Origin of the sequence: Arthrobacter zhangbolii, from assembly GCF_022869865.1 — a bacterium.
In the GTDB taxonomy this organism is placed as follows: Bacteria; Actinomycetota; Actinomycetes; order Actinomycetales; family Micrococcaceae; genus Arthrobacter_B; species Arthrobacter_B zhangbolii.
Genome location: NZ_CP094984.1, coordinates 1,860,132 through 1,885,167, shown reverse-complemented (window position 1 = coordinate 1,885,167; position 25,036 = coordinate 1,860,132). Strand labels below are relative to the sequence as shown.

At 66.4% G+C, this 25,036-nt stretch carries 21 protein-coding genes; 9 read left to right on the top strand and 12 right to left on the bottom strand.

Annotation, left to right across the window (positions count from 1 at the left end):
- On the bottom strand, positions 1-1,197 hold the full coding sequence (gene glgA / locus MUK71_RS08715; RefSeq protein ID WP_227927806.1) for a glycogen synthase: 1,197 nt from the start codon (positions 1,195-1,197) through the stop codon (positions 1-3).
- A gap of 78 nt (positions 1,198-1,275) precedes the next feature.
- Between glgA and glgC the strand changes: the two genes are divergently transcribed.
- Positions 1,276-2,538 (top strand): glucose-1-phosphate adenylyltransferase, encoded by a 1,263-nt coding sequence (gene glgC, locus MUK71_RS08710; protein WP_227901877.1) that lies wholly within the window; start codon positions 1,276-1,278, stop codon positions 2,536-2,538.
- A gap of 167 nt (positions 2,539-2,705) precedes the next feature.
- On the top strand, positions 2,706-4,157 hold the full coding sequence (locus MUK71_RS08705; protein ID WP_423723378.1) for an SDR family NAD(P)-dependent oxidoreductase: 1,452 nt from the start codon (positions 2,706-2,708) through the stop codon (positions 4,155-4,157).
- On the opposite strand, the gene MUK71_RS08700 is transcribed toward MUK71_RS08705, so the two are convergent.
- Positions 4,146-6,962 carry a cation-translocating P-type ATPase gene (locus MUK71_RS08700; RefSeq protein WP_227927807.1) on the bottom strand — a complete coding sequence of 939 codons (2,817 nt, stop codon included), beginning with the start codon at positions 6,960-6,962 and terminating at the stop codon, positions 4,146-4,148. The two genes, MUK71_RS08705 and MUK71_RS08700, sit on opposite strands and share 12 nt — an antisense overlap.
- A 138-nt stretch (positions 6,963-7,100) precedes the next feature.
- Here MUK71_RS08700 and MUK71_RS08695 point away from each other — a divergent pair, with 138 nt between their 5' ends.
- From MUK71_RS08695 to pepN, 3 genes are all read left to right on the top strand, one after another.
- Positions 7,101-8,171: a YeiH family protein gene (locus MUK71_RS08695; RefSeq protein ID WP_423723337.1), complete on the top strand. Its 1,071-nt coding sequence runs from the start codon at positions 7,101-7,103 to the stop codon at positions 8,169-8,171.
- A 210-nt stretch (positions 8,172-8,381) separates the two neighbouring features.
- Positions 8,382-10,130: a hypothetical protein gene (locus MUK71_RS08690; RefSeq protein ID WP_227901879.1), complete on the top strand. Its 1,749-nt coding sequence runs from the start codon at positions 8,382-8,384 to the stop codon at positions 10,128-10,130.
- 8 nt (positions 10,131-10,138) lie between these two features.
- Positions 10,139-12,748: an aminopeptidase N gene (pepN, locus tag MUK71_RS08685; protein ID WP_227901880.1), complete on the top strand. Its 2,610-nt coding sequence runs from the start codon at positions 10,139-10,141 to the stop codon at positions 12,746-12,748.
- A 71-nt stretch (positions 12,749-12,819) separates the two neighbouring features.
- Here the strand turns inward: pepN and MUK71_RS08680 are convergent, their stop codons facing one another.
- From MUK71_RS08680 to MUK71_RS08655, 6 genes are all read right to left on the bottom strand, one after another.
- Positions 12,820-13,158 carry a cupin domain-containing protein gene (locus tag MUK71_RS08680; RefSeq protein WP_227901881.1) on the bottom strand — a complete coding sequence of 113 codons (339 nt, stop codon included), beginning with the start codon at positions 13,156-13,158 and terminating at the stop codon, positions 12,820-12,822.
- A 93-nt stretch (positions 13,159-13,251) separates the two neighbouring features.
- Complete coding sequence (gene lplAB, locus MUK71_RS08675) at positions 13,252-14,331, bottom strand: lipoate-protein ligase LplAB (RefSeq protein ID WP_227901882.1); 1,080 nt, start codon at positions 14,329-14,331, stop codon at positions 13,252-13,254.
- Between the two features lie 116 nt (positions 14,332-14,447).
- Positions 14,448-14,705: a type B 50S ribosomal protein L31 gene (locus tag MUK71_RS08670; RefSeq protein WP_146361982.1), complete on the bottom strand. Its 258-nt coding sequence runs from the start codon at positions 14,703-14,705 to the stop codon at positions 14,448-14,450.
- A 133-nt stretch (positions 14,706-14,838) separates the two neighbouring features.
- Positions 14,839-15,726, bottom strand: a complete 888-nt coding sequence (locus tag MUK71_RS08665; RefSeq protein ID WP_227901883.1) for a hypothetical protein — start codon at positions 15,724-15,726, stop codon at positions 14,839-14,841.
- A 90-nt stretch (positions 15,727-15,816) separates the two neighbouring features.
- Positions 15,817-16,620, bottom strand: a complete 804-nt coding sequence (locus MUK71_RS08660; RefSeq protein WP_227901884.1) for a TrmH family RNA methyltransferase — start codon at positions 16,618-16,620, stop codon at positions 15,817-15,819.
- 13 nt (positions 16,621-16,633) lie between these two features.
- Complete coding sequence (locus MUK71_RS08655; RefSeq protein ID WP_227927808.1) at positions 16,634-17,422, bottom strand: ABC transporter ATP-binding protein; 789 nt, start codon at positions 17,420-17,422, stop codon at positions 16,634-16,636.
- Positions 17,423-17,547: 125 nt separating this feature from the next.
- On the opposite strand from MUK71_RS08655, the gene serB reads away from it, so the two are divergent.
- Positions 17,548-18,453 carry a phosphoserine phosphatase SerB gene (serB, locus tag MUK71_RS08650; protein WP_227901886.1) on the top strand — a complete coding sequence of 302 codons (906 nt, stop codon included), beginning with the start codon at positions 17,548-17,550 and terminating at the stop codon, positions 18,451-18,453.
- Here the strand turns inward: serB and MUK71_RS08645 are convergent.
- Positions 18,450-19,205: an SDR family oxidoreductase gene (locus tag MUK71_RS08645; RefSeq protein ID WP_227927809.1), complete on the bottom strand. Its 756-nt coding sequence runs from the start codon at positions 19,203-19,205 to the stop codon at positions 18,450-18,452. The genes serB and MUK71_RS08645 overlap by 4 nt on opposite strands.
- 121 nt (positions 19,206-19,326) lie before the next feature.
- Positions 19,327-20,055 (bottom strand): beta-ketoacyl-ACP reductase, encoded by a 729-nt coding sequence (locus MUK71_RS08640; protein ID WP_227901888.1) that lies wholly within the window; start codon positions 20,053-20,055, stop codon positions 19,327-19,329.
- Positions 20,056-20,168: 113 nt separating this feature from the next.
- On the opposite strand from MUK71_RS08640, the gene MUK71_RS08635 reads away from it, so the two are divergent.
- From MUK71_RS08635 to MUK71_RS08625, 3 genes are read left to right on the top strand one after another with little or no spacing between them, the layout of a single operon-like run.
- Positions 20,169-20,570, top strand: a complete 402-nt coding sequence (locus MUK71_RS08635; protein ID WP_227901889.1) for a DUF3099 domain-containing protein — start codon at positions 20,169-20,171, stop codon at positions 20,568-20,570.
- A complete protein-coding gene (locus MUK71_RS08630) occupies positions 20,567-20,845 on the top strand; it encodes a hypothetical protein (RefSeq protein ID WP_227901890.1) in 279 nt (92 codons plus the stop codon). The genes MUK71_RS08635 and MUK71_RS08630 overlap by 4 nt, the downstream gene beginning before the upstream one ends.
- Positions 20,846-21,724 (top strand): SURF1 family cytochrome oxidase biogenesis protein, encoded by an 879-nt coding sequence (locus MUK71_RS08625; protein WP_227927810.1) that lies wholly within the window; start codon positions 20,846-20,848, stop codon positions 21,722-21,724.
- 15 nt (positions 21,725-21,739) lie between these two features.
- Here the strand turns inward: MUK71_RS08625 and MUK71_RS08620 are convergent, their stop codons facing one another.
- Together MUK71_RS08620 and MUK71_RS08615 are read right to left on the bottom strand one after the other, a co-directional pair.
- Entirely contained in the window at positions 21,740-23,134 is a 1,395-nt protein-coding gene (locus MUK71_RS08620; protein ID WP_227901892.1) for a hypothetical protein, read from the bottom strand.
- 202 nt (positions 23,135-23,336) lie between these two features.
- Positions 23,337-24,935, bottom strand: a complete 1,599-nt coding sequence (locus MUK71_RS08615) for an ABC-F family ATP-binding cassette domain-containing protein (protein WP_227901893.1) — start codon at positions 24,933-24,935, stop codon at positions 23,337-23,339.
- Positions 24,936-25,036: the final 101 nt, after the last annotated feature.

Genomic DNA, 25,036 nt, shown 5'->3' with positions numbered 1-25,036 from the left:
CTAGGGCAGTACCGAGCGGTAGACGGCCAGGGTGGCCTCGGCGATGGATTCCCAGGAGAACTCCCTGGTGGCGCGGAGCCGGCCCGCCTCCCCCATCCGTTCGGCCATGGCCGGGTCGGTGACCACAGTGGTCAGCGCCGCGGCAAAGTCGCGTACAAAAGCCTCGGGGTCCAGCGGAGTGCCCGTGCCGTCGGTGACCTGCTCAATGGGCACCAGCAGGCCGGTCACGCCGGTGTCCACCACCTCGGGAATCCCGCCGGTGGCACTGGCCACCACCGCGGTGCCGCACGCCATGGCCTCAAGGTTCACAATGCCCAGCGGTTCATACACGGAGGGGCAGGCGAACACGGTGGCAATGGAGAGGATCCTGATCAGTTCAGCGCGCGGCAGCATCCGTTCAATAACCACAACACCGGTACGGGTACGCCGCAGATCCTCGATCAGCACGGCGGTTTCCGCTGCCAGCTCGGGTGTGTCGGCAGCACCCAGGCACAGGACCAGCTGTACGTCCGGGGGCAGCAGCGCTGCCGCGCGGAGCAGGTAGGGCACGCCCTTCTGACGGGTGTTGCGGCCCACGAACACCACACTGGGCCGGTCCGGGTCGATTCCGAACGCGCGCACGCCGTCGGGATCGGGGTCCGGCTGCCACTGCTCCACGTCGATGCCGTTGTGGACCACCCTGACCTTTTCCGGATCCACCTCCGGGTAGCTGCGCAGGATGTCCTGGCGCATGCCCTCTGAAACGGCGATGATGGCTGCGGCTGCCTCGTACGCGGTTTTCTCCACCCATGAGGACACCGCATAACCGCCGCCCAGCTGCTCCGCCTTCCAGGGGCGCAGCGGCTCCAGGCTGTGGGCGCTCAGTACGTGCGGGATGCCGTGCAGCAGCGATCCCAGATGCCCGGCCATATTGGCGTACCAGGTGTGCGAGTGGACCAGGTCCGCGCCGGCCAGCCCGCCCAGGATTTCCAGGTCCGTACCCAGGGTCTGGACGGCCGGATTGGCGTCCCCCAGTTCCGCCGGTGCCCGGTAGGTACGCACCGTGGCCCCGTGGAAATCCTCGGGCCGCTCCGCCCCGAAACAATGCACATGGAGATTAACTTCTCCGGCCAGGACACGGCTGAGCTCGGCTACATGAACGCCTGCTCCCCCGTAGATTTCCGGCGGGAATTCCTTCGACACAATATCTACTCGCACTAAACCAACGTAGTGCACCGGGCAACCTGTGATCTAGTGTGAAGTCAGCAGACTTACTTCCGGAAGAGGTTCAACACAATGGCGCCAAAGAAGGTCCTGGCAGTAGTGCTTGCAGGCGGCGAGGGCAAACGCCTGATGCCCCTGACGGCAGACCGGGCAAAACCCGCGGTACCCTTCGCGGGGCGTTACCGCCTCATCGACTTCGCACTTTCGAACCTGGTGAACTCCGGGTACCTGCAGATAGTGGTTCTCACGCAGTACAAATCCCACAGCCTGGACCGGCATATTTCCGAGACCTGGCGGCTGTCCACCCAGCTGCAGAACTATGTGGCTTCCGTGCCGGCGCAGCAGCGCGTGGGCAAAAGCTGGTTCCTCGGCAGCGCCAACGCGATCTACCAGTCCATGAACCTGATCGATGATGCCCAGCCGGACATCGTGGTTGTTATTGGTGCCGACCATGTGTACCGGATGGACTTCTCCCAGATGGTTGAGGCACACATCGCCTCGGGCGCCTCGGTCAGCGTTGCCGCGGTGCGGCAGCCGATGCACCTGGTGGACCAGTTCGGCGTTATCGAAACCGATCCGGAGAACCCCGGCCGGATCGGTGCGTTCGTGGAGAAGCCCGATTCCACGCCCGGCCTGCCCGATGACCCGGACAGCTTCCTGGCCTCCATGGGCAACTACGTCTTCAACACCGATGCCCTGGTCTCCGCACTGCAGGCCGACGCCGAGCGGCTGATCACCAAGCACGACATGGGCGGGGACATCATTCCCTACTTCGTGGAGCGCAACGATGCCGCGGTGTACGACTTCACTACCAACGTGATCCCCGGGGCTACCGGAAGCGACCATCAGTACTGGCGCGACGTCGGCACCCTGGACTCCTATTACGACGCCAACATGGACCTGATTTCCCCGCTGCCGGCGTTCAACCTGTACAACCTGCAGTGGCCCATCTATACCCGGCAGAGCATCTCCCCGCCCGCCAAGTTTGTCCGCAGCGCGTCGGAGCAGGCGGGGACGGCCTTCGATTCGATTGTCTCCGACGGGACGGTCATCTCCGGCGGAACGGTCACCGGTTCGGTGCTGGCCCAGGACGTCTACGTTTCCGCCAATGCCGAGGTCACCGACTCTGTCCTGCTGGATAAGGTGCACGTGGGTGAGGGTGCCGTTATCCGCCGGGCCATCATTGACAAGAACGTGCGGATCCCGGCAGGTGCCACCATTGGCGTGGACCGCGAACTCGATCTGAGCCGCGGGTTTACGGTGACGGAATCCGGGCTGACGGTGCTCAGCAAGGGCCAGCGGATCCCGGCGGAAGCACCCCGGGAAACCGTTTAGGCCCGGCATAATGCCGGTCTGACAGGCGGCGGGGGCAGCGGATGTGAGATTCCGCCGTGCCCCCGCCGCCGATACGGGTGCCGTGCCGCTTCTCCGGTATCCTCGAAGTGCGCACTCCAGTTGCGCCGCGCCGTGAATCCGCCGGTGTCGATGAGCAGAAGGCCCCGATGAGCACCCCTGAACTGAGCCCGGAAGAACTAAGCCCGGAAGAGATCCAGACCGCCCTGCGCGTCCTGGCCTCCATCCACGTCCTGGATGAGGAGAACCCGGATTACGTCGCGGTCCGGCGGGCAACCGCCAAGATGTTCAAGTCAGTGAAAAAGCACCGGAAGAACGAAAAGCGCAGCGCCGTCGCAGAGGCGGACCGCGCCGTCGTCGCCCTGACGGCCACCGGTGCGGCAGACCGGATCGACGACGAGACCCGCGGCGCACAGCTGACCAGCGCCGCCCATGGGCCTTCTGCCGGAACGCTGCTGAAGCCGCGCAACTGCTACATCTGCAAGCAGCCGTACACCGTGGTGGACGCCTTCTACCACCAGCTTTGCCCCGAATGCGCAGCGTTCAGCCATGCCAAGCGTGATGCCCGCACCGACCTGACCGGCCGCCGTGCACTGCTGACCGGCGGACGGGCCAAGATCGGCATGTACATTGCCCTGCGGCTGCTGCGCGACGGGGCACACACCACCATCACCACCCGCTTCCCCAAGGACGCCGCCCGGCGGTTTGCGGCCATGGAGGATTCCGCGGACTGGCTGCACCGGCTGCGCATTGTCGGCATCGACCTGCGTGATCCGGCCCAGGTCATCTCCCTGGCGGAATCGGTTTCGGATGCCGGCCCGCTGGACATCCTGATCAACAACGCGGCCCAGACCGTGCGCCGTTCCGCCGGTGCCTACCGTCCCCTGACCGAGGCCGAACTGGCCCCGCTGCCGGACGGCCCCATGCCCGAGCTGGTGACCTTCGGCCACACCTATGACGCGCACCCCACCGCGCTGGCCGGTTCCGTGGCGGCACACCCGGTGCTGGCCGCCGACGCCGTCACCTCCCTGGCGCTGACCGCGGGCTCCTCCTCGTTGGCACGGATGGAGGCCGGCACGGCCATCGACGCCGGCGGCCTGGTGCCGGACACGGCACCGATCAACAGCTGGACGCAGGTGGTGGACCAGGTGGATCCGCTGGAAATGCTCGAAGTGCAGCTCTGCAACGTCACCGCCCCGTTCCTGCTGGTGAACCGGCTCCGCCCGGCCATGGCGGCGTCCTCCGCCCGCCGGAAGTACATTGTGAACGTCTCCGCCATGGAGGGACAGTTCTCCCGCCGTTACAAGGGCCCCGGCCATCCGCACACCAACATGGCCAAGGCGGCACTGAACATGCTCACCCGCACCAGTGCCCAGGAAATGCTGGACACCGACGGGATCCTGATGACGGCGGTGGATACCGGCTGGATTACCGACGAGCGTCCGCACCCCACCAAGGTCCGCCTGGCCGAGGAGGGCTTCCACGCCCCGCTGGACCTGGTGGACGGCGCGGCACGGGTTTATGACCCGATTGTGATGGGCGAAAACGGTGAAGACCAGTACGGTGTCTTCCTCAAGGACTACAAGCCCTCACCCTGGTAGGACGGGCACGGGGCCGGTGCCGCCGGCTCCGGTGTGCCGGCGCCGTGTGGCCAGCCGCTGAACCGCCTTCCCGATTTCCGAAACCACCAGCACGGTAGCGCCCACTGCGATGCACAGGAACCACTGCGCGGAGGTCAGCGGCACCGTGTCGAAAAAGCCTTCGAAAATGCTCAGCTGTACCACCAGTATCTGCAGAACCACCACTGCCGCCAGCGAAACCCAGATGGCCCGGTTGGTGAAGGTCAGCAGCGAAAAAACGGAACCGGTTTCCGAACGCACATTGAGCAGATTGAACACCTGGTAGAAAACGAAGGTTGTAAAGGCCATGGTGGTGGCGAAGTTAGCACTGCCGGCGCTCTCGGGGAACAGGCGGGGAGCACTGACCAGCACGGCGCAGGTGCCGATGGCCATGACTATGCCCAGCATGGCCAGTACCGCAATCCGCCGTCCGGTCAGCAGCGGTTCCCCTGCCCGCCGGGGCGGACGGTTCATCACGCCCGGATCCGTTTTGTCCACGCCAAGGGCCAGGGCGGGCGGGCCGTCCATGATGATGTTCACCCACAGAATCTGCAGCGCGGTGAACGGGGCCCCGCCGGCAAAGCCGAAGGTCGCCGAGGCCAGGAAGATCAGCACGAACCCCCACGCCGTGGTGAGCTGGAAGCGGACAAACTTCACGATGTTGTCATAAATGCCCCGGCCTTCCTCGACGGCCGCCACGATGGTGGCGAAGTTGTCATCAGTGAGGATCATCCTCGCTGCACCCTTGGAAACATCGGTGCCGGTGATGCCCATGGCGATGCCAATGTCCGCCCGTTTCAGCGCCGGTGCGTCGTTCACGCCGTCGCCGGTCATGGCCACTACATAACCGTCAGCCTGCAGCGCCTTGACCACGCGGATCTTGTGCTCGGGTGAGACCCTGGCCAGGACCCCCAGCCCGGGAGCCTCCGCCTGCAGCTGCTCGTCATCCATGGCATCAAGTGCCGAACCGGCCACGGCCCTGCCACCAATACCCAGGTCCCTGGCAATCGCCGAGGCGGTGACCAGGTGGTCTCCGGTAATCATGTGCACATCAATACCGGCAGCCTGGGCCCGGGAGATGGCTTCGCCGGCCTCCTGCCGTGGCGGGTCAAGGATTCCGACAATGGCGTAGAGGACCAGATTCGCCGCCTCCGCAAACAGCCCCTCCGGGCTTCCCGGCAACGGTGCGTCCAGAACCCGTCCGGCCACCGCCATGGTCCGCAGTCCCGCCTTGGCAAGCGAGTCGACGTCGGCCGAAATGCGTGCCCGCTCCTGAGCGTCCAGCGGCTCCGGCCCGTCCGCGCCCATCACAAATGCCGTGCGTTCCAGGACGACGCCGGGTGCACCCTTAACGTTGCAGTGCACGGGCGCTCCCGCGGACTCAGCGCGGTTAAACGTGGCCATGAACTTGTAGTCGGAATCAAACGGAACCTCGGCGATGCGCCGGTGCGTGGCCCGGGCCCCGGCCACGTCAATGCCGCCCTTTTCGGCCAGCACCACCAGCGCCCCTTCGGTGGGGTCACCGGTGAGGCGCCCGTCTTCCACGGAGGCGTCGTTGCACAGCGCCATGGCCAGGTACGCCTCGATGAACGCCGGTACGGACCGCCCGTCCGGGCTGAGGATCTTGCCTTCGGTGGAGTAGCCGGATCCGGTAACCCGGAAACGGCTGCCCGACGGGGAATACAGCCGCCGGACCGTCATCTCATTCAGGGTCAGGGTGCCGGTCTTGTCGGTGCAGATCTGCGAGGTGCTGCCGAGGGTTTCCACGGCCGCGAGCTGTTTGATGATGGCGCCGCGGGCCGCCAGCCGGGAGGCGCCCATGGCCAGGGTGAAGGCGACGACGGCGGTCAGCCCTTCCGGAATGGTGGCAACTGCCAGGGACACGGCCGTCAGGAACAGGTCCTGCCAGCTGTCCCCGCGCAGCAGCCCCAGGATAAACACCAGGGTCACTACTGCCAGGGCAATGTAGGTCAGGACGCGGGCGAGCTGGTCGATGCTGCGCTGCAGCGTGGTTTTTTCCTCGGCAGTGCTGCCCAGCAGATCCGCGATGGTACCGATCTGGGTGTTCATTCCGGTGCCGGTAACCAGCAGCACTGCCCGGCCGCGGGTGACATCGGTATCCATGTACAGCAGGTTGGTGCGGTCCGCGACGGGGAGCTGCGGGTCTGAGAGAGCCCCGGCCACCTTGTTGGAGGGCCGGGACTCCCCCGTCAGCGCCGCTTCGGCCACCTGCAGCCGGACCGCTACCAGGAGCCGGCCGTCGGCAGGAACGGTGTCTCCGGCTTCCAGCAGCACGATGTCCCCGGGTACCAGGGCGGTGCGCTCCACCGTGGCCTGCGTGCCCGAGCGCAGGACCCGGCAGGCATCCACCGCGGCATTCCGCAGTGCTTCGAGACTGGATTCGGCGCGCTGCTCCTGCACATAGTTCAGCGTGGTATTCAGGATGATCACCAGGAGAATCACCACCGGGGTTTCCCATTCCCGGGATACCACGGCGCTGACGACGGCGGCAATGATGAGGACGATGGTCAGCCGGTCCGAAAGCAGCCGGAGGACTTTCCGCCACGCCGGCACCTTTTTGCCCTCGTCCAGTTCGTTGGGTCCGTAGCGTCCCAATCTCTCCCGGGCCTCATCCCCGTCCAGTCCCGTGGACGGATCGGTGCCGAGCTCTGCCGCGACCTCTTCCGCGGGATAGAGCCAGGGGGTCGCGAGAACCCCCGGCTCCGCGGGAAGGGATTGTTCCGCGGAGACGTGTTCGGCGCCGCGGCCGTTGCTGTGCGTGCTCATGGGCGCTTCCCCTGATGCTCGAGGATGGTAACCCATGGTAACAACGCCCGGCCGCGCAGCAGTACGTTGTGCGGGTCCGAAGCGTGCGCCGGGGTGAACTGCTTTGGTTATCCGTTCCGACTCGGGCAGGGTATAGACGTGCCTGATTCCCCCGCTGATCCGCCCCGGCCGCAGCAGCCCGCCGACGGGCGGCTGCCGCGCGGGTTCGCCGCGCTCAAAAAGACCGCGCCCGGGCTGCTGGCGGCTGCGGCCGCCGTCGCCCTGTCCTTCCTGCTGCATCTGCTGGTTCCGGCTGTCCCGGTACTTACTGCTGCGGTGATCCTGGGACTGGTGGCCGCAAACCTGCCCGGTGCGGCCGCGGCAACAACCGGTCCGCTTAAGCCGGGGCTGGCGCTGGCTGCGCGGAGATTCCTGCGTATCGGCATTGTTCTGCTCGGGCTTAAGGTGTCGCTGGTGGACATTGCCGGCCTGGGGTTCGGTGCACTCGGGTTGGTTGTCCTTCTGGTCCTCACGGCCTTTGCCGGCACCTACGCCATCTGCAGGATGTTCCGGCTCCCCGGAGACGAACCGCTGCTGATCGCTGCAGGATTCTCCATCTGCGGTGTCTCCGCGATTGGGGCCGTTGCTGCCGCCCGCCGGTCCCGCAGCGGGGACACCGTGGTGCCGATTGCCCTGGTGACCCTCTGCGGAACCCTGGCCATCGCCGCCCTGCCGGTGGCCGGAGCGTTGCTCCGCCTTGACCCGGTGGTTTTCGGTACCTGGGCCGGCGCATCAGTGCATGATGTCGGCCAGGTAGTGGCCACGGCGCAGACGGCCGGCACCGCTGCGCTGGCCGCCGCGGTAGTGGTCAAGCTGGCCCGGGTGGTGCTGTTGGCGCCCATGACAGCCGCGGTGGGACTGCAGGCCCGCCGCGCGGACCGCGCCTCCGGCTCCGGGGCGGGTCCGCGGCCGCCGCTGGTTCCCCTGTTTGTGCTCGGCTTCCTCGCCCTCATCCTCGTGCGTACCTTCGGGCTGCTGCCTGCACCGGCACTGGAGGTGGCATCCGTGCTCCAGGAACTGCTTTTTGCCGCCGCCCTGTTCGGACTGGGCGCCGGGGTGCGGGTCCGGGCGCTCTTTGCTTCCGGCATCCGTGCCGTCGCCGCCGCCCTGGCATCCTGGGCGCTGGTGGCGGGGCTGGGGCTGGGCGTGGCGGTGGCCATTACCGGCTGACCGAAGGCAGCTCAGGCAGCTGGTGCATCCGGTGCAGGGAAAGGACCGGAGGCGCCGGGGAACGCACTGCCGGTAGCGGCGCCGGCAGGCCGGAATCCGCCCCTCTACTTGTGGCTGGGATGCACGCCGCCTAGTGTCCAACGAGGAGGAGCACAGCCATCCCATCAGGAACGGAAGGCGGGTTTCCGCGCGCCGTGGATTGGAGCCTGAATGGCCTCGGATGCCCGCCTGCCCGGAATGCTTCCGGACTCCGCGCACCCTTCCGGCACTGACGCAGGACGTCGCCGCGACCGGCGTGCAGGACGTCGCCCGGGCCGACCCGCAGACGGACCGGGAACCCGGCTGACCTTTGCCGCCCGCCTGCCGGCGGCGGCCGGACTGGTCTTCTGCGGGATTGCGGCCTGGTCCGTGATCGGCAATCTGCTCAGCCCGCACTACGGGTTTTCGCAGTATCCCCGGGGGTGGGCCGCAGCAGCTGCCGGCGCCGTCCTGGTCCTGATGGCCGGGCTGTACCTGCTGCAACAACGGAGTACCGGTGCGCTCTCCCGGCACCGCGGGCTGCGGAACCTGATGCGCGTGATCCTGTGGGCAGGTCTTTTTGCGCTGCAGGTCCGGCTGGTGTTTGCCGTGCGTCTGCCGGCGGACTGGGATTCCCATGCTGTTTTTGAATCCGCTGCCGGGTTGGCCCAGGGCACACAAACAGCGCTCTCCTCCTATTTCGGCATCAACCCGAACAACACCCTGCTGGCGCTGCTGCTGTCCGCCTACCTCCGCTTCGTCACTGCCCTGGGCGTGACGGACCTTGAGATGGCCGCCGCGTTCCTGAACGCCGTCGTCCTCTTTGCCGTAACGGTGCTGACGTACTGGGCGGCGCGGATGCTGGCCGGCACCAGCGCCGCCGTGCTGGCACTGCTGCCGCTGGGCATCTTTGTGCTCTTTTCCCCGTGGGCGGGAGTGCTCTATTCGGACACCGTGGGGATGGTGTTCCCCATCCTGATCCTCTGCCTGCTGCTTGCCGCCTGCCGCAGCGGGCACTGGCAGGTCCGGATACCTCTGTGGATCCTTGCCGGCGCTGCCGGTGCAGTGGGCTACGGCATCAAGCCCACCGTACTCATCTGCCTGGTGGCCGCCGGCCTCACTGCCCTCTGCCTCCTGCCCGGCAGGCAGGGTACTGCCGGCCTCCTGGCGGGACTTGCTGTGGTCACGGGCAGTTTCCTCGCGGCATACGCAGGCATCAGCACCTTTGAGCGGAACAGCGCCGCGGTGCCGGACACGGACCGCGCCCTGCCCGCCACCCATTTCCTCAAGGTGGGCGCCCAGCAGGCACCCGGGCCGCACGGGCCGTACTACGGCAGCTACAACCAGTCCGATGCCGAAACAACGGTGCAGATTGCAGACCCGCAGGAGAGGTTCCGGCATGGCCTGGACGTTTATGCTGCCCGGGTCCAGACCATGGGACCGGCAGGCTACGCGGGGTTCCTCAACCACAAACTGCTGTGGATCACCGGCGACGGGTCCTTTTTTACCTGGGGTGAAGGCACCGTTGACGGCAACGGCTTTGTCTCCGACAACCCGGCAGACCAGGCCATCCAGGACTTCTTCGGCAATACCCGGCCCCATTTCCCCTGGACGCTGTCACTGTGGCAGGGAACCTGGTTCCTGCTCCTCGCCCTCGCCGCGGTGCCGCTGGCGCTCCGGACCCCGGTCCTGCTGCGCCCGGAACTCTCCGCCGTGCGGATAGCGCTGCTGGGCCTGCTGCTGTTCCTGCTGCTCTCGGAAGCGAGGTCCCGTTTCCTGTACCTCTACGCCCCGTATTTCATTCTCCTGGCCGTTGTCTCCTTTCAGGCACTCGGCCGCCGTTTCCTGCCGGCGCGCACCGGACAGGACCCCGCTCGACACCGCGGCCCGGCGCGCACCGGACGGGCCGCCGGACGCGCTAAGCACGGTGAAGGTGATTGAATGAACAAGTGTCCAACCAGAATCTGAGCCGTGACGAAGCCGCCCGGCGCTCCCGCCTGCTGTCCGTGACCTCCTACAACGTCCATCTGGACCTTGGTAATGCCGAAGATGCCGGCGCCGCCGGTTTCCGGTCCACCAGCACCATCGTGTTCAGTTGTTCCGAACCCGGGGCGGCCACCTTCCTTGATTTCATCCACGGCGGGATCTCCTCCGTGGTGCTGAACGGCCGGGAGCTGGACCTCGCCACCGCCGTGGACTCCTCGCGCATCCATCTGCCCGGCCTGCAGGCAGAAAACACCGTCACCGTGGACGGTACGGCGCTGTACAGCCGCAGCGGCGAGGGCCTGCACCGTTTCGTTGACCCGGCTGACGGGCAGACGTACCTGTACACGCAGTACGAACCCGCCGACGCCCGCCGGGTGTTCGCCAATTTCGAACAGCCGGACCTGAAGGCCTCCTTCAGCTTTTCCGTCACAGCCCCGGCCGGCTGGCACGTAGCCTCCAACGGTAGCGAAACCTCCCGCACGCAGACGGACGACGGCGGCCTGAGCCGCTGGGAGTTCGCGCCCACCCAGCGCATTTCCACCTACATCACCACCGTGCTGGCCGGCCCGTACCACCGGGCCGAAGACCAGTGGTCGATGACACTGCAGGACGGTTCGGAGCTGCAGGTGCCGCTGGCGGCCTATTGCCGGTCTTCCCTGGCGGAGTACTTTGATCCGGAGAACATCTTTGCGGTCACCAAACGGGGCCTGGACTATTTCCACCGCCTCTTTGCCTTCCCCTACCCGTTCGGGAAATACGACCAGGCCTTTGTTCCCGAGTACAACCTGGGGGCCATGGAAAACCCGGGCCTGGTGACCTTCACCGAGGCGTATGTCTTCCGCTCCCGGGCCACGGAAGCCCAGTACGAGGCACGCGCCAACACCATCCTCCACGAGATGGCCCACATGTGGTTCGGCGATCTGGTCACCATGGCGTGGTGGGATGATCTGTGGCTCAAGGAGTCCTTCGCCGACTACATGGGCGCCCTCGCGGTGGACCGCGCCACGGATTTCACCAATTCCTGGGTGAGCTTCGCGAACCGGCGCAAGGCCTGGGCCTACGTCCAGGACCAGCTGCCCACCACGCACCCCATCGTCGCTGACATCCCGAACCTGGAAGCAGCAAAACAGAACTTCGATGGCATCACCTACGCCAAGGGCGCTTCGGTGCTCAAACAGCTGGTGGCCTACGTAGGGTTCGACACGTTCATCGAAGCGGCACGCGGTTACTTCCGCGACCATGCCTTCGGCAACACCACGCTGGCGGACCTGCTGGCTGCCCTGGAAGCGGCTTCCGGCCGGGACATGGGCCAGTGGTCGCGGCAGTGGCTGCAGACCGCCGGGGTGCCGGTACTGGTGCCGGAGACGGAGACCGACGACGCCGGGAACTATACCTCGGTAGTGATCCGCCAGAACGCACCGGATCCGGTGAGCGGGGAACAGGTTCCGCGGCCGCACCGGCTCCGCATCGGGCTGTACAACTTTGACGACGCCGGGTTCCTGATCCGCACCGACAGCATTGAACTGGATGTGGCGGGCGCCCGGACCGAGGTCCCCGAGCTGACCGGTCGGCGCCGCCCGGCACTGCTGCTGCTCAATGACGAGGATCTGACGTACGCGAAGATCCGCTTTGACCAGCAGTCACTGCTGACGCTGATGGATTCCCTGCACCGCCTCACCGATCCCCTGGCCCGGGCAATCAGCCTCTCCGCCCTGTGGAACAGCGTCCGCGACGGTGTACTCAGTGCGCGCGACTACGTCCGGCTCATCCAGCGCGTGGCCCCGCAGGAGTCCGGTGCAGGGGTGCTGCAGGTCCTGCTGGACAACGCGCTCTCCGCCGTGGACTACTACGCGCCTGCTTCGCTCCGCGGAGAGCTGCGCGAGGAGCTCTATGCCGCCATGGTTTCCGCACTCCACGCTGCCGAGCCGGGCAGCGACCGCCAGGTCATCTGGGCCCGTGCTGCTGCGGCAGCCGGACGCCGCAGCAGCACCCATCATCAGCTGCTGCGGGGATTGCTGGACGGCAGTACCGGCATCAGCGGGCTGACCGTTGATTCCGATCTGCGGTGGCGCCTGTGGCTGGCCCTGGCGGCGACCGGGCTGGCGAACCGTGCGGAACTGAACGCGGAGCTGGAACGGGACAACACGGCGTCGGGCCGCGTGGGGTACACCACCGCTGCCGCAGCCTTCCCCGAGCCGGCGGTCAAGGACTCGGCCTGGCAGGCCGCCGTTCATTCGGATGCCCTGTCCAATGAGCTGCTTTCGGCCACCATTGCCGGCTTTACGCTCGGCAGCCACGAGTTGCTGGACGGCTACACAGAGGATTACTTCTCCTCCCTGGCCGGAGTATGGGCAGGCCGCAGCATCGAGCTGGCCTCTCGTGTGGTGGGCGGACTGTATCCCGGCCACCAGGACGCGCTGCCCGGCACTGTCCCGGCGGACCACCCGGTAGTGCAGAAATCCGTGGAGTGGCTGGAGCTGCATCCCGACGCACCGGCAGCCCTCCGCCGGATCATCATCGAAGCGCAGGACCAGCTGCTGCGATCGCTGCGGGTGCAGGCCGCCGCGCAGTGACGCCGGAAGGGCAGTGACGCTGGAGGGGCAGTGACGCTGGAGGCGCAGTGTGAACCTGAAGGGCAGCGACGCTAGGGCGCTGCCCGCTTGGCGACCGTCAGGAGTACAGCCGAATCCTCCAGGGCCTTCAGGGAGTGCCGCGCCTGCGGCACAATCAGCAGGTCCCCGGCGGAACCGTCCCAGGTGATGCCTTCGGAAATCAGGCTGACCCTGCCCTTGAGCACGTGGACGGTCGCCTCCCCCGGGTTCTCATGCTCATCGAGCATGAACCCTGCCTGCAGGGCGATGACTGTCTGGCGCAGGACGTGTTCGTGTCCCCCGTAGACCGTGGCGGCACTGCGTCCGCTGGACGCCTGGCGGGCGGTTTCCATCTGCCGGCGGGCGAGGGCAGTGAGTGACTTTTTCTCCATGGCCGCAGTCTAGGCCCGGTACCGGCGGCCGGGGTAGCATCCAGCCCGCCCGCACTGCACCGTGGCCACTCTGCCCCGCGGCCGTACCGCGGATCAGGGTACCCGGTTCAGCCACTCCGGCGTGTTGAACTTTTCCTTGACCTTTTCTTCGGCGAGAGCCATCTCTTCCTCGCTGATACCAGCCTGCACGGCACCGTACCGGGTGGTGAAAGTGTCCATCATGGTGGCAATGATGTCTTCGCGCGAGAGACCGGTCTGGCGCTTGAGGGGATCCACCCGCTTTTTCGCGCTGGTGGTGCCCTTGTCGGAGAGCTTTTCCTTGCCGATCCGCAGCACCTCCACCATCTTGTCCGCATCGATGTTGTAGGACATGGTGACGTGGTGCAGCATGCCGCCGCTGCTGAAGCGCTTCTGGGCGGCTCCGCCGATCTTGCCCTGCTCCGTGGCCATGTCGTTGAGCGGTACGTACCAGGCCTGGATGCCGAGCTTCTTCAGGGATTCCATCACCCAGGCGTCGAGGAACGGGTAGGAATCGGCGAAGCTGAGCCCGTCCACCAGGGACTGCGGAACATAGATCGAATAGGTGATGGCGTTGCCGTGCTCCATGAACATTGCCCCGCCGCCGGTAATGCGGCGGACCACCGTAACACCGTGGCGCCGGGCGCCTTCGGGGTCCACTTCATTCTTCAATGACTGGAAGCTGCCAATAACCACTGAGGGCGATTCCCACTCCCAGAACCGGAGGGTGGGATTCCGGTGGCCCGTGCCCACTTCCTCGGCCAGCACTTCGTCCATGGCCACGTGCATATGCGTGGACAGCGGCGTGGGGGGAATGATTTCCCACTGGTGGTCACCCCAGCCGGTTGCCTTCCCCAAGGCGCGGCGCACCGCGGTGGCTACGGCCTCCGGAGAGAAACCGAAGAGCACTGCGTCGGGGGCCAGGCGCGCATGCACGGCGGCGGCAATCTCACCGAACGGGGTTTCGGCCGGGAGGCCCTCCAGGGCCGCGTTGATATCCAGCAGGGCTTCGTCCGGTTCCAGGAAGAAGTCTCCGCCCAGGGACACGTTAGCCAGCCGGCCGTCGCGGACGTCCAAATCCACCACCACGAGCTTGCCACCGGGAACCTTATATTCCCCGTGCCGCCGCGTGCCGTGCTGTTCTTCGCTTGCCATCAAGGACTCCTCTGCTGGAACCGGTGCCGGAACCGGTCGGCCCCGTGACGGGGAAAGGCCCGCCGGGCAGATGCCGACGGACCTTTCTCCAAGTAATGCTCTTTATCCCAAATGGGTTACTTCTTGGCGCCGAAGCCCTTGAAGCGGGCGTTGAAGCGCTCCACGCGGCCGGCGGAGTCCATGATGCGCTGCTTGCCCGTGTAGAACGGGTGCGATGCGGAGGAGATTTCCACCTCGATGAGGGGGTAGGTGTTTCCGTCTTCCCACTCGATCGTCTTGGAGGAGGTGGCGGTGGAGGCCGTCAGGAAAGCGGTGTCGGACGCCAGGTCACGGAAGACAACCGGTGCATACTTGGGGTGGATATCAGACTTCACAGTTTTACCTTCTTTTGGTACCTGGATTTTGCCAGGCACAGGTGGTTAAAAGCTTTAGCGGCCGGAGTTTTCGGCCAGCAACCCATACTAGCGCATCAGCGCCTCCGCATGGAAACGGTTTCCGGGCGCGGCGTCAGGGAGCAGGGACGGTGCCCCACTGCGAGTTTACCGCCGTAATCCGCGAGGATATGCCCTGGTTCAGCCCGAGAACTTCAATTCGCACCGGCCGGTAGTAGTCATCCAGGAAAAGGGTGAAGGAGCCGGCCGGTATTTCCGCTCCGGAAGCCGGGTCCGGCGGCGTCTCCCGGCCTGCGGTGTCGAAGCTGCCACTGATCCGGGTGAAGAGCGCGCCGTCCAGCGGTGCGGCATATGCCACCTCCACCGGCCCGGCCGAGGCCACCATTCCCGCTAAGCGCTCCGGCCGGACTGTCAGTTCGGCGGCGTTTGCCATCACCGCTGCATACGCTTCTTCCGCCGTACCGTCGGGATTCGCCGATACGGCTGAGCCCGCCTGGCGTAACTCCCTGCGCCCCTCCCGGATACTCACGTGAACGTCCAGCTCTTCGTTGTTCAGCTCCAGGGCAAACTCCGGGGTGGTGGCGAAGGCAACGGTGTAGGTGCCCGCCGGCAGCCAGCTGGTCTCCGTTTCCAGGGTTTGCACTGCTCCCCCGCCGGCAGCCATGGCGGCGGACAGGCACTCCCCGGCTTCGGCAGCGGGCATGGGCGCCGTGTCACGGCGCAGCAGCCACTGGCAGGCGTCCTGCACAGGCGCGGGCATGCCGGCCTGGCTGCCGGTGACGCCCACGCGGGCGGGGGTGGTGGGTGTTGGCTGAACCGGTGTGGGGACCGGCGTCTCTGTCGGACGCGGGGCAGCCGTGCGGGGTTGAAGGGGGGTGGCTGAGGCCGATTCCTCGCGGGCACGCAGCTGGTCCGCTGTCGGCCCGCAGGCTGAAAGGGGAAGGAGCAGGGCAGCGGCGAGGGCCAGAGCAAGGCCCGGGCTGGCGATCGCACGGCTTTCCATGGCGGCTCCACTGGCTTTTCCAACTGACTGGCTGGGCACAGTCTGGCACCTGGGCCGCCTCAGGGTAAGAGCAAAGCGCTTGGCGGGCCTCTACGGCCGGCACTCCCAAAAGGCCACGGCACTGGCGGCTGCCACGTTCAGGGAGTCGACGCCGCCGCTCATCGGGATGCGCACGGCCAGGTCCACACCTGCAAGGGTGCTCCCGGACAGTCCGTCCCCTTCGGTGCCGAGGATCAGTGCAAGGCGTTCGTCGCGGCGTGCGCTGAGTTCATCCAGGGTCAGGGAATCCTCGCGCAGGGCCAGCGCCGCAGTGACAAAGCCGGCGTCCCGCAGCTGGGTGAGCTGGCCGGGCCAGTCCGTCAGGCGTACCCACGGGACCTGGAACACGGTACCCATGCTGACCCGGATGGCACGCCGGTACAGCGGATCGGCGCAGCGCGGCGTCACCAGCACCGCGTCGACCTGCAGTGCCGCGGCGGAGCGGAAGATCGCTCCGATATTGGTGTGATCGACAATGTCTTCCAGAACGGCAACGCGCCGTGCGGTGGACAGCAGTGCGGCCAGGTCCAGCGGGGCAGGCCGTTCCATTGCGGCGAGGGCACCGCGGTGCAGATGGAAGCCGGTAATTTCCTCGAGGATGTCCGCCGTGCCGACAAAGGCCGGAACCTCGGGGAAACGGTCCAGGATGTCCTGCAGGTCCGGCAGCCACTTCTCCGCGAGGAAGAAGGACCTCGGCCGGTGGCCGGCGTCGACCGCCCGGCGCAGTACCTTGGAGGACTCGGCAATGTACATGCCCTCAACAGGCTCCCTGCGGCGCCGCAGGGAGGTGTCCGTGAGGGAGGTGTAGTCGCTGACGCGCGGATCGTCGGCGGAGCTTAGGTACTCAAGGCTCACCCGTGCACCGGTCCTAGCTGCGGCGTGCGGTGGCGAAGTACCGGCCGCCGTCGCGGCGCAGCTCCAAAGGCAGGTCGAAGGCGGTGCTCAGGTGCTCCTCGGTAAAGACGTCGTCAATGGGACCTGCTGCCACTACCCCGCCGTCGCGCAGCAGCAGCGCGTGCGTAAAGCCGGTGGGCACTTCCTCGAGGTGGTGGGTGACCAGCACCATGGCGGGGGCTTCCTCGTCCCTGGCCAGTTCCCCGAGATGGAAGAGCAGGTCTTCGCGGCCGGCCAGGTCCAGGCCCGCGGCCGGCTCATCCAGCAGGAGCAGTTCGGGGTCCGTCATCAGGGCGCGGGCAATCTGCACACGCTTGCGTTCGCCTTCGCTGAGCGAGGAGAACCGGCGGTTCATAAAGGTGGACATGCCCCAGTCATGCAGCAGGCGGAAGGCGCGGCGTTCGTCCAGTTTTTCGTACTTTTCCCGCCAGCGGCCGGTCATGCCGTAGGAGGCGGTCAGCACGACATTAAGAACTGTTTCGTCCTCGGGAATCTGCCCGGCCAGGGCAGCCGAAGCCAGGCCGATGCGGGGGCGGAGTTCAAAAACGTCGACGGCCCCCAGCACCTCCTCGAGGATCCCCGCGACGCCGCGGGTGGGGTGCATCCGGCCGCCGGCAACCTGCAGGAGCGTGGTTTTACCGGCGCCGTTGGGTCCCATGATGACCCAGCGTTCCCCCTCCTTGACCTGCCAGTTCACGCCGTCCAACAGGGCCTTGCCGCCGCGAACCACGCTCACGCCGGCAAATTCAAGAACATCACTCATAGCACTAGACACTAGGCTAAAGAAAGGGACATTGGCGAAACGATACGCCGCAGCGGCCGCTCCGAGGACGGCCGGGGAACCCCGTACCCACCAGGTACCTACGCCTGCCAAGCAGAACGGATGCCATGCCGAACGCCCCCGAATACAGTGTTGTCAGCTACGGACGGGAGATCTCCGACGCCTACCTCGGCACGGTCCAAGGCGCGGTTACGGGCCTGGGAGCGCGGATCCTTGAACTGGAGAACACGGGCGGAGACGGGTACACGGTGTGCAAGCTGTACGTCGGGTACGACGGCGGCCTGGACCGCCTGCGCGCCGCCGTCGCCACCGCGGCGGCGTCGGTGGATGTCCGTGCCGGAGGAGAGCAGAGCGCGGTGGTGCCTCCGTCGCTGCTGCAGGAGGCGCGGAAGCTGCTGGTCATGGATGTCGACTCCACCCTGATCCGCCAGGAAGTTATTGAATTGCTGGCAGCCCACGCCGGTCGCGAAGCGGAGGTGGCGGCCGTGACCGAGGCCGCAATGCGCGGGGAACTGGATTTTGCCGCCAGCCTGCATGCCCGGGTCAAAACCCTGGCCGGACTGCCGGCGTCCGTCATTGACGAGGTGGGGGCCCGGATTGAGCTCTCTGTTGGTGCCGAGGCTCTGGTGAAGGAATTCCTGGCCGCAGGCCACGGTGTGGCAGTGGTGTCCGGCGGCTTCAGCCAGGTCCTGGAGCCGCTGGCCGCCCGGCTCCAGCTGACGTTCTCACGCGCAAACCTGTTGGAAATCGAGGACGGCGTACTGACGGGCAGGGTCAGTGGCGCCGTGGTGGACCGCGCGGTCAAAGCACGGTCGCTGGCCGAATGGTCCGATCAGCTTGGTGTCGCCCGGGAGCATACGGTTGCTGTGGGCGACGGTGCCAATGACCTGGACATGCTGGCGGCGGCCGCACTGGGCGTGGCGTTCAACGCCAAACCGACCGTGCAGGCCGCCGCGGATGCCGTGCTGAACCTGCCCAACCTGGACGTGGTGCAGCACTTTGTGAAGCTCTAGGCGGTCTCGCCGGCCTTCAGGTAGTCGGCCCCGCCCACATACTCGGTATGCCCTGAGGGAACGTCCGCGGTAGCCATGCGGGCCACTTCGGCACCGAACTCAGCCACCGAGTACAGCTTGCCGGCTTCCTCGCGGCGGGCCTCGATGGCTCCGGGATTGGCGCGGTCCAGCAGGGTGGCGGTGACGGTCCCCTCGATCATGTCGCCGGAGACAACCACCAGCGAGATGCCCTTCCTCTCGAGGTCCGGCAGCAGTGCCCGCAGGGCGTCCTCGCCGGCACGCTTGCTCAGCGCCACTGCCTCGTATTCGGGCATGGTGGGCACTGACTTGATGAAGTGCGCCTGGTGGCTGGTCACAAAGACCACCCGGGAACCGGCGGGCATCACGTCCAGGGCCGCCTTAAGCATGTTGACCTGCGCGTCGCGGTTCAGCTTCAGCGCGTAATCCTCTCCCATGCCGGTTTCCATGCCGCCGGAGGCATTCAGCACCAGGACGTCGAGTCCGCCGAAACTGTCCTGCGCCGCGGCGACCAGGGCGGCGGGGCCTTCGGGGACGGTCAGGTCCGCACCCACGGCGACAGCGCGGCCGCCGTCGGCCTCAATGGCCGCAACCACTTTGTTGGCGCGGGGCGCCTTCTGACGGTAGTTGACGACGACGCCGGCGCCCTCAGCGGCGAGGAACTTCGCCACCTCGGCTCCGATACCGCGTGAGGATCCGGTGACGATGGCGGCTTTGCCCTCCAGCAGGCCCATGGGAACTCCTTTTTGTGGAAAGTATCTAAGTGTTGTGCTCCAAAGCCCATCCTGCCAGCCGCCGGTCCCGGGAACAGTTGAGGAAACCTCCAACGAATCCGGGACCGGCCATTACCTGCGGCTAATGGCCCATGCCCAGGCCGCCGTCGACCGGGATGACCGCACCGGAAATGTACCCCGCTTCGCTGCCGGCAATCCAGCGCACCACGTTGGCCACTTCCTCGGGCTCGGCAAACCGGCCCGCGGGAATGGAGGAAAGATAGTTCTTCTGTGTGTCCTCGGGCAGGGCCTTGGTCATGTCGGTGTTGATGAATCCCGGTGCCACAACGTTGGCAGTGATGTTCCGGGAACCCAGTTCCCGGGTAAGTGACCGTGCGATGCCGATCAGGCCGGCTTTGGAGGCTGCGTAGTTGATCTGCCCGGGCGAGCCGTAGAGTCCCACCACCGAGGAGATCAGCACTACGCGGCCTTTTTTCATCCGCAGCATGCCCTTGGATGCGCGCTTGATCACACGGAAGGCGCCCGTCAGGTTGGTGTCCACAACATCGGTGAAGTCGTCTTCGCTCATCCGCAGCAGCAGCGTGTCGCGGGTGATCCCGGCGTTGGCTACCAGAACCTCGACCGGCCCGTGCGCCGCCTCAACTTCGGTGAATGCGGCGTCCACGGATGCCATGTCCGTCACATCGGCCTTCACTCCCAGCATGCCGTCGGGCACTTCGCCGCTGCGGTACGTGATGGCAACCCGGTCGCCGCCGGCCAGGAAGGCCCGGGCAATTGCCAGCCCGATCCCGCGGTTTCCGCCGGTGACCAGGACGCTGCGGCCGGACTCGTGCTCTGGGGTGTTCTGCAACGGATATTCCTTCTTTCCACGTTCGGCAGGGGTGCTCCGATCCTACGTGGGACCGAATCAACTTCTACAACGCGGCCGGGAATGAGAGAATGGACGAACCTGTTTGGAGAGTGATGACAAAGCACACAAACCGCGGGGACGGCGTTCCCAGAATCACGGCCGCACCCACGCCGCACACTGATGAGATGCACGCCCGGATGGTCAAATACGGCGTGTCCATGGGCATCCGCGTCGTCTGCCTTTTCCTGCTGTTTTTTGTGCACGGATGGCTGCTGTGGGTGGTGATAGCGGGCGCCGTCGTTATCCCGTACTTTGCCGTCATCCTCGCCAACGGGGGTTCGGACACCAGGAACATGACCGCCTCGGACGCCATGATCTCGCAGCCTCCGGCTGCGGCGGTGGAGGCCCCGGCAGTGCCGGTATCCCCTGACCGGACTGAATCTCCCGAAACCAGCGTGGTGCAGGGCGAGATTATCGATAACGACGACGAAGACAAGGCTCCGCCCACCGCATGAACCTCCTAGACTCACTCTCCGGTGCTCCGTCGCCCGATCAGGGGGCTCCCGTGTGCTCGCGGAAAGCCTGCCGGAATGATGCCCGCTGGCAGCTGCTGTGGAACAACCCCCGGATCCATACCCCGGAGCGAAGAAAAACCTGGCTCTCCTGCGAGGACCACCGCGGCTGGCTGGAAGACTACCTGCGGACCCGCGGGCTGTGGAAGGAAACCCTTCCGTTGGGAGCCGATGCGGGTTCCGGGGCAGCCGGAACCGATGAAGGCGGGCAGGCATAGATGTACCGCTTTCTTCTTTCCAGCCGCTGGCTCGGCTGGTTTGTGCTCGTCTGTATTTTTGCTGCCGCCTGCGCCTGGCTCGGGTCCTGGCAGATGGACCGCCGTGCGGCATCGCTGGCGGATACCAGCCGGATTGAGGCCAATTACGACGCCGCCCCGGTCCCCTATGCCGAGGCCGCGCGCTATTTCGACAGCTTTGAGGAATCCGCCGAATGGCTGCCGGTACGCCTGGAAGGCACCTACGATTCCTCGGAACTGCGGATTATCCGCAACCGGCCGCTGAACGGCCGCGCGGGTTATGAGGTGGTGGTGCCGCTGAAGCTTGATGACGGCACGGCTATCGCGGTGAACCGGGGCTGGCTGCCGATCGGCAATAACGAGGCAGGGCGGCCGGACACCATTCCGGCGGCCCCCGAAGGCCGGGTGAGCGTGGTGGCCCGCGTGAAGCCGGGGGAACCTGCCCTGGACCGCAGCGCACCGGAAGGGCAGCTTCCCTCCATTGACCTGGCGGCCTTCGGTGAGCAGCTGGACTACCCGCTGCACCAGGGATCCTACGGCCTGATGGCCGCCGAAGACCCCTCCGCAGCCGTTGTGCCCGAAGCCGCTCCGCGCCCCGAGGTAAATGAGGGCCTGCACCTTTCCTACGGCCTGCAGTGGTACGCCTTCGGCCTGATGATGTTTATCGGACTGGGCTATGCCGCCCGTCAGGAAGCCCTGAACCGCTATTACGGGCGGATCGAGGACGAGGACGAGGACGAGGACGACGACGAAACGATCTCCGCGCACCCGGCACCCTCCCGGCGCCGGCCGCCGCGCAAAAAGCGGCGCCCGACCGGTGAAGAGGAAGAGGACGCGATCCTGGACGCGCAGGGGCTGTAGCCGGTCCGGACCCGGCTACTGGTAGGAAATGAACCAGGGTTTGGGTGAGACGTCGGTGTACGTCTGTTCCGGCGTCAGAGTCGGCAGATCTTCGTCGTAGAAGTTCTTCCACCCGGGCCAGATCCCGGGCTGCAGGCCGGTCAGGAGCGTATTCCACGTCTCCAGTTTCTGCCCCGGGGTGCCATGGCCGTCGGCATGCAGGCTGACCGCAAGTTCGTCATGGCTGACGTCAACCTGGTCACGGTTGGTGATCATGGCGGTATTGAACTGGTGCAGCATAAATACCTTTTGCGGAAGGGCATGCTCCCGGGTCAGCTCCGCCAGCCAGCGGGCCGTCGCATTGATCTCCCCGGCGTCCACGGACCCTATCTGCTCCATGTGCCGCTGTCCCGGTGCGAGCCGCCATTCAGCGTCCAGAGCCAGCCCCACGGACGGACGTTGCAGCAGCTCCGTGTAGGTTTTGGCCTGATCCATGAACGTGCTGCGCCCGGGCTGCAGGTCCAGCACCACATACACACCGGCCGCTTCTGCAGCCTCAATCCACGGGAGCAGATCGGCTGCGGGGGTAACGCGGGAGTAGTTGCCGTCCGGACCGGCCTCGGCACTGGCCACGGTGGCGATAATCTCCAGGGCCGGAATGACCGGCTCAGCGCTATGCGGCTGGTATTGGGCCGCGGTGTCCTTGGCGCGCTGGATGGTTGCCGCAATCCCCTGCTCCCCCAGAACACCCAGGCTGCCCCCGCCGGGATGGCCGTAGAGGGCCACCATGCGCCGCTGGGGGAACACGGTCTGGCCACCGCCGGGGAGCTGGACACCCGTCCGGGCCACCGCTACGCGGTCCGCGAGGAGCTCGGGGGTGCCGAAGGCTTCACCGGCCGCAAAGACATCCGCGTCAGGACGCCCGTGCAGGAGCGCTACCGTGTCGGGGTCGGCCCGCGGGTCTCCGCCAGGCAGGCGGAGAACCGTGGCTCCGGCAGCCCGAGCCGTGGCCTCCGCGGCCGCAGCGAGGGGGCTGCCGTCACTGAGGAACACGGCGTCAGCCTTTTCTGCGGGAGCGGCAAAGTCCGGCAGCGCACCGGCGTCGTCGGTTAGTTCACGGTTCCCCAGTACCGGCTCCCAGCCGGCATCCGGGGTTCCGTAGGTCAGGACGGACGTGGTTCCCAGCCGGTCGAGTTCAGCGCGCAGGCCGTCCCTGGCTGCGGGATCCTCCCCGGCAGCATCGTCCACCTGCAGCAGGGGGATACCGAGCCTGGCGGCGTCCTCACCCGCTGCCGCCAGATGGGGCCCGCTACCGGCGGTGACCACGGCGACGGGGGCCGTGCGGAAAAAGGCGGCGCTGGCCGCCCGCGAGGCCGCTGCCGCACCGCCGTCGAAGAACCCGGTCCTGCCGTCCTCCTCTGTCAGCACCACGGCCGGAACCGCAGGGGTGTCCCCCGCCGCTGCACAGCCGCCGAGTGTGAGGCTCAGCGCCAGCGCCGAGCCGATCAGAAGCCGGGATCGCGGGACAGCGGACAGGACGGGCAGGGACGGGGAAAACGAACGGATGGCGCAGTGGCTTTCTGTAGTGCGGCGGCTGCGGGCGGCGGAAATCCGGCGGTGTGCCGGATCCGGGTCAGGCCAGCGTGACCAGGTCCAGGTAGTTTTCGTTCCAGTGGTCCTCGTCGCCGTCGGGCAGCAGGACCACGCGTTCGGGGTTCAGCGCGGCAACGGCACCCTCATCGTGGCTGACCATCACCACGGCCCCGGTGTAGTTGCTCAGGGCGCTCAGGATTTCCGCGCGTGAGGCCGGGTCCAGGTTGTTGGTCGGCTCGTCCAGAAGCAGCACGTTGGCGGAGGAGGCCACAATGGTAGCCAGCGCCAGGCGGGTTTTTTCACCGCCGGAGAGCACCCCGGCCTTCTTCTCGACGTCGTCGCCGCTGAACATAAAGGAACCCAGGACGCTGCGGACCTCGGCATCATCCATGTCCGGCGCCGAAGAGCGCATGTTTTCCAGGACGGTACGCTCGGTGTCCAAGGTTTCGTGTTCCTGGGCGTAGTAGCCCACCTTCAGGCCGTGGCCCGGAATGATCTTTCCGGTGTCGGGCTGGTCCACTCCGGCCAGCATCCGCAGCAGCGTGGTCTTACCGGCACCGTTCAGGCCCAGGATGACCACCTTGGAACCGCGGTCGATGGCCAGGTCCACGTCGGTGAAAATTTCCAGCGAGCCGTAGCTCTTGCTCAGGCCCTCGGCCATCATGGGGGTCTTCCCGCAGGGGGCCGGATCCGGGAAGCGCAGTGCGGCAACCCGGTCCGTGGCGCGGACGGCGTCGAGCCCGCCCATCAGGCGGTCCACGCGCTTGAGCATGCTCTGGGCGGCGGAGGCGCCGGAAGCGCGGGCCTTCATCTTGTTGGCCTGGGCCAGCAGGATGCCGGCCTTCTTCTCGGTATTGGCACGTTCACGCTTGCGGGCACGCTCGTCGGTCTCGCGCTGAATCTTGTAGCGCTTCCAATCCATGTTGTAAATGTCGATGGTGGCGCGGTTGGCGTCCAGGCTGAAGACCTTGTTGACGGTGGCTTCGAGCAGTTCCGTGTCGTGGCTGATCACAATCAGGCCGCCGGTGTGGTTCTTCAGGAATTCCCGCAGCCAGGCAATGGAATCAGCGTCAAGGTGGTTAGTGGGCTCATCGAGCAGCATGGTGTCAGCGTCGGAATAAAGGATCCGGGCCAGCTCCACGCGGCGGCGCTGGCCGCCGGAGAGGGTGCTCAGCGGCTGGTTCAGCAGCCGGTCCGGCAGCGCCAGGTTGGCGCAGATGGTGGCTGCTTCGGACTCGGCGGCGTACCCGCCGGCGGAAAGGAACTCCGCCTCGAGCCGGTCGTAGCGGTTCATGGCCTTCGAGGAGATCTTCGGGTCATCGCTGGCCATCTCGTCCTGGCACTTCTTCAGCTGCGCGGAAACCTTGTCCAACCCGCGGGCGGAAAGGATCCTGTCGCGGCCCAGCTGCTCCATGTCCGGGGTCCGCGGATCCTGGGGCAGGTAGCCGATCTCGCCGACCCGCTTCACATGTCCCGCGGCAGGCAGTGCCTCGCCGGCGAGGACCTTGGTGAGCGTGGTCTTCCCGGCGCCGTTACGGCCCACGAGGCCGATCTTGTCTCCCTTGTCCACACGGAAAGAAACCGCTTCCATGAGAAGGCGTGCGCCTGCGCGCAGCTCGAGACCAGATACGGAAATCACTCAGTGGACCTTTCGAAGGTTTTTGGTGTTGCTTGATGACGCTGCGCGGGGCGCGGGCCTCGTACCGGGTGGGAATCCACCGAGGCGGGGAGGGTCACAGG

Bases quoted from the DNA above. Each gene is read 5' to 3' on its own strand.
- glgC (WP_227901877.1), top strand. From the start codon at position 1,276: ATGGCGCCAAAGAAGGTCCTGGCAGTAGTGCTTGCAGGCGGCGAGGGC.
- MUK71_RS08705 (WP_423723378.1), top strand. From the start codon at position 2,706: ATGAGCACCCCTGAACTGAGCCCGGAAGAACTAAGCCCGGAAGAGATC.
- MUK71_RS08700 (WP_227927807.1), bottom strand. From the start codon at position 6,962: ATGAGCACGCACAGCAACGGCCGCGGCGCCGAACACGTCTCCGCGGAA.
- MUK71_RS08690 (WP_227901879.1), top strand. From the start codon at position 8,382: ATGGCCTCGGATGCCCGCCTGCCCGGAATGCTTCCGGACTCCGCGCAC.
- MUK71_RS08680 (WP_227901881.1), bottom strand. From the start codon at position 13,158: ATGGAGAAAAAGTCACTCACTGCCCTCGCCCGCCGGCAGATGGAAACC.
- lplAB (WP_227901882.1), bottom strand. From the start codon at position 14,331: ATGGCAAGCGAAGAACAGCACGGCACGCGGCGGCACGGGGAATATAAG.
- MUK71_RS08665 (WP_227901883.1), bottom strand. From the start codon at position 15,726: ATGGAAAGCCGTGCGATCGCCAGCCCGGGCCTTGCTCTGGCCCTCGCC.
- MUK71_RS08655 (WP_227927808.1), bottom strand. From the start codon at position 17,422: ATGAGTGATGTTCTTGAATTTGCCGGCGTGAGCGTGGTTCGCGGCGGC.
- serB (WP_227901886.1), top strand. From the start codon at position 17,548: ATGCCGAACGCCCCCGAATACAGTGTTGTCAGCTACGGACGGGAGATC.
- MUK71_RS08645 (WP_227927809.1), bottom strand. From the start codon at position 19,205: ATGGGCCTGCTGGAGGGCAAAGCCGCCATCGTCACCGGATCCTCACGC.
- MUK71_RS08635 (WP_227901889.1), top strand. From the start codon at position 20,169: ATGACAAAGCACACAAACCGCGGGGACGGCGTTCCCAGAATCACGGCC.
- MUK71_RS08630 (WP_227901890.1), top strand. From the start codon at position 20,567: ATGAACCTCCTAGACTCACTCTCCGGTGCTCCGTCGCCCGATCAGGGG.
- MUK71_RS08625 (WP_227927810.1), top strand. From the start codon at position 20,846: ATGTACCGCTTTCTTCTTTCCAGCCGCTGGCTCGGCTGGTTTGTGCTC.